This is a genomic window from Chitinolyticbacter albus (assembly GCF_024437655.1).
Taxonomy (GTDB): domain Bacteria; phylum Pseudomonadota; class Gammaproteobacteria; order Burkholderiales; family Chitinibacteraceae; genus Chitinolyticbacter; species Chitinolyticbacter albus.
The window spans coordinates 135,387-143,689 of sequence record NZ_JANBVF010000008.1; the positions used below are offsets into that span (position 1 = coordinate 135,387).

The following is an 8,303-nucleotide window of genomic DNA, read 5'->3' on the forward strand; positions in this document are numbered from 1 at the left end:
ACAGGGAGCGCACGATGAAGCGATGGAAAATGGCAGGGGTATCCGCCCTGGTGGTCACCACCCTGGCCGGTTGCAGCAGCGATGGCAGCACGGTACCCACGCCGGCACCGGCGCCGACACCCGTGCCCACTCCGGCACCCGAAGCCACGCCCAAGGCCATTTCGTTGTCCTTGCTCGGCCGCTTCTCCACCGGCGTGTTCGCCGAAGGCGCTTCGGAAATCCCGGCCTTCGATCCGGGCAGCCGTCGCGCCTTCATCGTCAACGCCAAGAAGGGCGTGGTCGAGGTGCTGGATCTGGCCGACCCGGCCAACCCGCTACTGATCGGCGAATTGAGCGCCCAGGGCATCGTCGCCGGCGCCGAAGTGAATAGCGTCGCCGTGGGCAACGGCATCGTCGCGTTGGCGGTGCAATCGCCCGTCAAGACCGACACCGGTTACGCCGCGTTCTTTCGCGCGAGCGACCTGGCCAAGCTCAGCCACGTGGCGATCGGCGCACAGCCGGACATGATCACCTTTACCCCAGACGGCAAGACGGTGCTCGTCGCCAACGAGGGCGAACCCTCGGATGACTACCAGATCGACCCAGAGGGCTCGATCAGCGTGATTGACGTGGCCGATCCGACCCAGCCCGTGGCCCGCACCGCCGGCTTCGCTGCCTGGAACGGCAAGGAAGCCGAACTGCGCGCCGCTGGCGTGCGCATCTACGGCCCGGGCGCCAGCACCGCCAAGGATGTCGAGCCCGAGTACATCGCGATTTCTGCCGACGGCAAGACCGCCTGGGTGACGCTGCAGGAGAACAACGCCTTAGCCAAGCTGGACATCGCCACCGCCACGGTGACCGACATCGTGCCGCTGGGTTACAAGGACCATGGCGTGGCCGGCAACGGGTTCGATGCCTCCGATGCCGACGGCGCCGGTGGTGCGGGCAAGATCAACATCGCCCTGCGTCCGGGCGTGCGCGGCCTCTATCTGCCCGATTCGATCGCCAGCTACACCGTCGACGACAAGACCTACCTCGTGACTGCCAACGAGGGCGATACGCGCGCCTGGTTCAGCGATGAGGCCGCCTACTTCAACGGCGATGCCAGCAAGGGTTTCGTCGAGGAATTCCGCGTGAAGCACCTGGTGCACAAGAACGGCTTCGATCGCCGCAAGGGCGACGACCTGCCGGCGCAACTGCGCCTGCTGGCGCCGGGCGCCACGCTGAATCCGGCCGTGTTCGGCTACTGCGGAGCCACGGCCACCGATCCGCTCGCCTGCGCCAGCGATGCGGAGTTCGGCCGACTGAACGTCACCTGGACCATGGGCTACCAGACCAATGCCGACGGCAGCCCCAAGCTCAATGGCGCCGGCAAGCTGGTCTACGACGCGCTCTATGCCTTCGGTGGTCGCTCGTTCTCGATCTGGGATGAAACCGGCAAGCTGGTGTGGGATTCGGGCGATGCCTTCGAGCAGCAGCTCGCCACGCTGATTCCGGATCACTTCAATACCGACCACGAAGCGACCGGGTTCGACGACCGCAGCGACAACAAGGGCCCGGAACCGGAAGGCGTCGCCATCGGCAGGATCGGCGACAAGACCTTCACCTTCATCGGCCTGGAGCGCATCGGTGGCGTGATGGCCTACGACGTGACCGATCCGACGGCACCGGTGTTCATGCACTACTTCAACAGCCGCAATTTCGCGGCCGCCGACAATACCAAACCGGAAGCCGGTGATCTCGGCCCGGAAGGCCTCGTCTTCGTGCCTGCCAGCCGCTCGCCCAACGGCAAGCCCTTGCTGATCGTGGGCCACGAGGTCAGCGGCACCACCGCGATTTACCAGATCGATCAACAGTTCTGAGCGATACGGCAAAAAACGCCTCACCCTGAGGCGTGTGTTTTATCGCAGCTGACCCGCCGAAATCTACAACGGCGCGCTGGCGTCCTCGGCGCGCGGCGGCGTCTTGCTGTACTTGCTGCGATCCGCGGCCTGGTAAGCAAGGTAGAAGCGGTTCACCGACGAGACATAATCGAGCAAACGCTGGCCGACCATGCGACGCGCGACGACCTCGACGTTGCCGCCCCAGCGGTTCGGGTCCAGCCCCTCCTTGGCGGTCTGACGCCGGATCTGCGCGATACGGCCTTCGCCGGCGTTGTAGGCGGCGAGCATGAAGAAGAGCTGGTCATCGGGCGCGATCCCGGGCTTGGCGAACATGCGGCGCAGGTAATTGAGATACTTGGCCGCCGCGGTGATATTGCCCTCGTTGCCGTGCGGATCCTTCACGCCCATCTTGCGGGCGGTGCTGGGATTCACCTGCATGATGCCGGTGGGGCCGTTCTGCCGCACCACCGGGTTGAGCTTGGATTCGCGCTGGCCGATGGCGGCGAGCAGCAACCAGTCCATGTTGTTGGCGGCAGCCACCACCTGGAACACGGGCGCCAGCACGGCCAGCCTATCCATGCTGGCACCGCGCGATTCGGGCAGCGACGCCTTGCCGTCGGCGGGCAAAAAGCGCTGCGTCTCCTTGGCGGCTGCCGACGCCAGCTTGCCTGCCTGCGCCGCTACAAAGCGGTTGAGCTCGGCCAGCAGGCCCGGATGCAACGGCGCCACCGCCCACGCGGCCGGCACCGACGTGGCTGGGCAGCCATCCATGCGCAGATTGGGCAAGCGCTGCTGCCAGAGCTTGAACAGATACTGGCTCGCCAGCGTGACGGTATCGCCACCGCCATTCATCGCCAGGAGCAGCGCCTCGGTATCGATACCATCGGCGGCATCCGTCATCTGCACGCTGACATCGGCGTCCAGCAAGCGGCGGGCGTAGCTCGCGCGCGGCAACGTCAGCGGCGTATCGCCCAGCGCAGCCAGATCGGGCAAGGCCGGCCGGCTGCGATGACGCACCAGGCACCACTTGTCCTCCAGATAGGGCTGGCTGTATTCGACGAGCTGGCCAGCGCCCGGGATCACCGGCATCAATCCGGCGGCGACGTCACCCCGCCCAGCCATCAGCGCCGGAATCAACTCGCCCGGTTCGACCGGCACGTACAGCACCCGGGTCGGCGGCCGTGATGCCGGGCGGTTGCGGTTCAGGAACAGCTCGAGCTGGTAGAGCATGGCGTGCTCGACCCCGTGCGGCGCGCCGTTGCGGAAAAAGAAGGTCGTCGGCCCCTTGGCGACCAGTACCCGCAGGCGGCGCGGCGGGTCGGCCGGATCGTAGTCGGCACCCGCGAGCTCGGTCGGCGCATTGAGCTGCGGGTGATCCGCATCCTTGCCGGCTACGGCGGCCACGGCGGGCAGCGATAGCAGGCAAGTACAGGCAAACAGGATGCATCGTTGGAAAAGCGGGAATGAAATCAGGCGCATGGGCTGGATTCTAGCCAGAAAATGCCGCTCTGACCCGGCACCACGTCAGCTTTGGGCGGTAAGCCAGGCGGCACGGGTATAATCGCCACATTTTCCATCCGGATCGCCTCATGCCCCTGCTGCTCGTCGAAAATGCCTCGCTCGCCTTCGGCCACTGGCCTTTGCTCGATCAAGCCAATCTGTCGATCGAGCCTGGCGAGCGCGTCGGGCTGATCGGGCGCAATGGCCAGGGCAAGTCGTCGCTGTTGAAGGCCGTCGCCGGCGTGGTCAGGCTCGACGATGGCGCCATCCGCGTGGCGCAGGACGTGCGCGTCGCCTTTGTCGCGCAGGAGCCGCAGTTTCCGGAAGGCGCCACGGTGTTCGACGCGGTGGCCGAGGGGCTGGGCGATTTGCACCTGCTGCTGAAGGACTACCACCACGCGACGCAGTCGCAGGACGGCAGCGAGGCGGCACTGGCAAGGCTGACCGAATTGCAGCACGCGCTCGAAGCGCAGGATGGCTGGAAGTTCGACGCGGTGATCGCCACCACCCTCTCCCACCTGGGGCTGCCTGCCGACGTGCGCGTCGATGCGCTCTCTGGTGGCTGGAAGAAACGCGTGGCGCTGGCGCGGGCGCTGGTGTCCGAGCCGCAACTGTTGCTGCTCGACGAGCCGACCAACCACCTGGATGTGAACGCGATCGAATGGCTGGAAGGTCTGCTGAACGGCTACGCCGGCTGCGTGCTGTTCGTCACGCACGATCGACGCTTTCTCGACAATGTCGCCAACCGCATCGTCGAGCTCGATCGCGGCCGGCTGACGAGCTTCCCCGGCAACTTCAGCACCTACGAGACGCGCAAGGCCGAAATGCTGGCCGCCGAGGAAGTGGTGAACCGCAAGTTCGACAAGGTGCTGGCGCAGGAGGAAGTGTGGATCCGCAAGGGCATCGAGGCGCGCCGCACGCGCAACGAAGGCCGCGTGCGCCGGCTGGAACAACTGCGGCGTGACCGCGCGGCGCGGCGCGATCGCGTGGGCAACGTCAGCTTCCAGCTCGACGCCGGCGACAAGAGCGGCAAGCTCGTCGCCGAGTTCGAACAGGTGTGCAAGTCCTATCGCGACGAGGCCGGCCGCGAAAAGGTGATCGTGCATGACTTCAGCACCCGCCTGATCCGGGGCGACCGCATCGGACTGATCGGCCCCAATGGCGTCGGCAAGACCACGCTGCTCAAGCTGATCCTCGGCGAGATCGAACCGGACAGCGGCCATATCAAGCGCGGCACCAACCTGCAGGTCGCCTACTTCGATCAATTCCGCACCCAGCTCGACGAGGAAGCGGCCATCGTCGATGTGATCGGCCAGGGCAAGGACTACGTCGAGATCGGCGGAGCCCGCAAGCACGTAATGGGCTATCTGGAGGAATTCCTGTTCGCCCCGGAGCGCGCGCGCAGCCCGGTGAAATCGCTGTCCGGCGGCGAGCGCAACCGTCTCCTCCTGGCCATGCTGTTCACCCGGCCCGCCAATGTGCTGGTGCTGGACGAGCCGACCAACGATCTGGACATCGAAACGCTCGACCTCCTGGAGCAGCTGCTCGCCGACTACCCGGGTACCGTATTCCTGGTCAGCCACGACCGGGCCTTTCTCGACAACGTCGTCACCCAGACCATCGCGTTTGAAGGCGGTGGGCGGCTGGCCGAGAACGTCGGCGGCTATAGTGACTGGCAGACGGCGCGCGCGCGTCAGAACGCGCAACAGGTGGCCAGCAAGAAGCCGGATGCCCCGAGCGACAAGGCCCCGGAGCGCACCAAGCCACGCACGCAGAAGCTGAGCTACAACGAGCAGCGCGAACTCGAACGCCTGCCCGGCGAAATCGAAGCACTGGAAGCCGAACAGGCGGATTTGCAACAGGGTCTGCTTGATCCGGCGCTGTATCGCGATGCGTCGCAGAAGGCGCGCGAAATGCAGGCTAGAATCGAGGAAATAGAGCTCTCGCTGCTCGAAAAACTCGAACGCTGGGAAGCGCTGGAAAGCCGGCGCTAAACGCCATCTATCCATGACCCTGCCCGCGCCCCTGGTCCCCACCGACGAACCCGTCACCTCGCTGCAACCGCTGCGCACCGGGCTGATCGTGTTCTATGGCGTGCTGCTGCTCGCCTCGGCACTCAGCCTGATCTGGCTCACCGTACGCGATTACCACCTGACGGTGGACAATCTGGAGAACCAGCAGCTGCAGCTGGCGCGCTCGCTCGACGAGCATGCCACGCGGACCTTCATCTCGGTCGAACAGGGCATGCAGAACATCGTCGAGAGCCTGGAAACGCTGGGTGGCGTGGATCGGGCCGAAGAATATGCGATGCACATCCTGCTGCGCGACAAAACGGCGCTGACGCCGCAGACCCGCGGCATCATCACCATCGACGCTGCGGGCGTGATCCGCGCTCACGGCCTGGAATATCCGATACGCCACGTCAATCTGGCTGACCGCGATTACTTCAGCTACCACCGCACCTTCGACGATCTGCGGCTGCGCATCGACAAACCGCTGATCAGCCGCACCGACAATCTGTGGCTGATCCCGGTCACGCGGCGGATCAACCGGCGCGACGGCAGCTTTGGCGGTGTGGTGCTGGCCGGGGTCGAACCCGAGTATTTCCTCAGCTTCTATCAATCGCTCAAGCTCGCGCCAACCACACGCATCGAACTGGTGCGCAGCGACGGCATGCTGCTCCTGAACTATCCGTTCGACGCCAAGGCGCTGGGCAACAATCTGCGCGAAACGGCACCGCTGGAGTTCGAGGCCAAAAGGCTGCGCCGCGCCGCAGCGTATACCGAGAGCGATGCCAATGGCAATGCCCGGGTCTCCGTGTTCCATGCCAGCAATGGCGATCTGCCGTTGATCATCCGCGTTTCAGTCGATCTGGACGCATCGCTAGCCAAGTTCCGCAACGACCTGATGATGCGACTGATCGCCGTAGTGTCGCTGATGCTTATCGTCACTGTGTTGCTCTATCTGCTGCTGCGCCAGCTCAAGCGCGTCGAGCAGATCGAATCGCGGCTGCACCTCACCCAGTTCACCGTCGACGAAGCGCCCGACGTGATCCTGTGGGCGGACCGTGCCGCCACCCTGTGCTATGGCAATCGCGCGGCGCAAAGCCATAGCGGATTGCAACGCGCCGAGCTGCTCAACACCCGCCTGATCGATCTTGTCCCCGAGCTGGACGAAATGCAGTGGGAATCGATCTGGGATAAGCTCTATCTCGACAAGCGCTGCATCCTCAACGCCCATCTGCGCGGCCCTGGCGGCCATCTGCAGCCGGTGGAGATCACGTTCAACTACATCGAGTTCAACGCCGAGGCCTACGCCTGCTGCGCGGTGCGCGACATCACCGAACAGCAGAACACCGAGCGCGAACTGCGCCGCCACCGCGACCACCTGCAGGATCTGGTGCTGGAACGGACCGCCGAGATCCGCACCGTGCTCGACGCCAGCCCGCTGGCGATCATGCTGTCGGTCAAGCACACCGTGCGCCTCGTCAACCCGGCGTTCGAGACGCTGTTCGGTTTCGAGGCGACCGACCTGATCGGCATGCCGACGCATTCGCTGTATGCGTCGTCCCAGCGCTACGAGGAGATGTACCAGACCATCTGGGCGCGTATCAGCACCGGCGGCGTGTATCGCGGCGAAGTCGAATTGTTCCGCCGCGATCATTCCAGCTTCTGGGCCATGGTCTACGCCAAGGCGCTGGTGCCAGGCGACGCCAGCAAGGGCGTGATCGCGGTGATCGAGGACGTGACCGCGCAGCGTATCGCGGCGCAGGCACTGCGCCAGTCCGAGCGCCTGAAGCGCACCATCATTGACACCACGGCCGACGGTTTCATCCTGATCGATGCCGGCCACCATATCGTCGACGTCAACCAGGCGTTCTGCCAGCTGCTGGGTTACCGGCGCGAAGAGCTGATCGGCCAGCAGCCCGACCAGCTGTGGGGCGAAACCGCCAAGCAGATCTTCCCTGAGCATCTGTCGGGCGCCGATACCGCCCCCAACCATATCGGCGAGGTGTCGCTGACCATCGTCGGTGGCGGCAGCAAGCCCTTCCTCGTCAACTCGGCGGTGATTCCGGACGACAACCAGCAGGTGGAATACGCGTTCGCCTTCCTCACCAACATCGCCCACCTCAAGGAAATCGAAAAGAAGCTCTTGGATTCCAAGGAGGCCGCCGAGGCCGCCAACGTGGCGAAGTCCGCCTTCCTCGCCAATATGTCGCACGAGTTGCGCACGCCCATGCACGCCATCCTGTCGTTCTCCGAGATGGGGCTATCGAAAGCGAGCAAGGGCGATGCCACCAGCCTGTCGCGCTATTTCGAACGCATCCATTCGTCCGGGAACCGGCTCTTGGTGTTGCTGAACGATCTCCTGGACATGTCGCGGCTGGAAGCCAACCGCATGACCTATGACAAGGCGCGCAACAACCTGCAGCAGACGGTATTCGGTGCGACCCAGGAAATCGCGCCGCTGCTCGCCACCCGCCAGCTGCGGCTGCAGGTCGACGAGCTGACGCCGCCGCTCTATGCCGTGTTCGATCGCGCCCGGCTGATGCAGGTGATCGTCAACCTGCTGTCGAACGCCATCAAGTTCAGCCCGCAAGAAGGCCTGATCGAGATCGAATTCGTCGAGCTCACGGTACTTGCGAACGGCATGCCGGGCGTAGGCCTGCAGATCCGCGATCACGGCCCCGGCATTCCGGTGGGCGAAGAGGAAATCATCTTCGACAAGTTCATCCAGAGCAGCCGCGCGCGCAATAGCGGTGGCGGCACGGGCCTGGGTCTGGCCATCAGCCGGCAGATCATGCAGGACCATGGCGGAGAAATCTCGGCCGGCAACCATCCCGAGCAAGGCGCCATCTTCACGCTGCGGCTGCCGACCGAACCCGCACGCACCAAACGCTGACGCCCTCGCCCGGGGGCGGCGCTTGCCGTACAATCACGC

General features: G+C 64.9%; 4 protein-coding genes. 3 read left to right on the forward strand and 1 reads right to left on the reverse strand.

What is annotated here, in order from left to right:
• Positions 1-14: 14 nt before the first annotated feature.
• A complete protein-coding gene (locus tag NLI84_RS07065; RefSeq protein WP_284699847.1) occupies positions 15-1,841 on the forward strand; it encodes a choice-of-anchor I family protein in 1,827 nt (608 codons plus the stop codon).
• A gap of 63 nt (positions 1,842-1,904) precedes the next feature.
• On the opposite strand, the gene NLI84_RS07070 is transcribed toward NLI84_RS07065, so the two are convergent.
• Positions 1,905-3,341 carry an MltF family protein gene (locus NLI84_RS07070; RefSeq protein WP_255989206.1) on the reverse strand — a complete coding sequence of 479 codons (1,437 nt, stop codon included), beginning with the start codon at positions 3,339-3,341 and terminating at the stop codon, positions 1,905-1,907.
• 110 nt (positions 3,342-3,451) lie between these two features.
• Between NLI84_RS07070 and abc-f the strand changes: the two genes are divergently transcribed.
• Together abc-f and NLI84_RS07080 are read left to right on the forward strand one after the other, a co-directional pair.
• A complete protein-coding gene (gene abc-f / locus NLI84_RS07075) occupies positions 3,452-5,356 on the forward strand; it encodes a ribosomal protection-like ABC-F family protein (protein ID WP_255989210.1) in 1,905 nt (634 codons plus the stop codon).
• 13 nt (positions 5,357-5,369) lie between these two features.
• A complete protein-coding gene (locus NLI84_RS07080) occupies positions 5,370-8,264 on the forward strand; it encodes a PAS domain S-box protein (RefSeq protein WP_255989212.1) in 2,895 nt (964 codons plus the stop codon).
• Positions 8,265-8,303 lie beyond the last annotated feature (39 nt).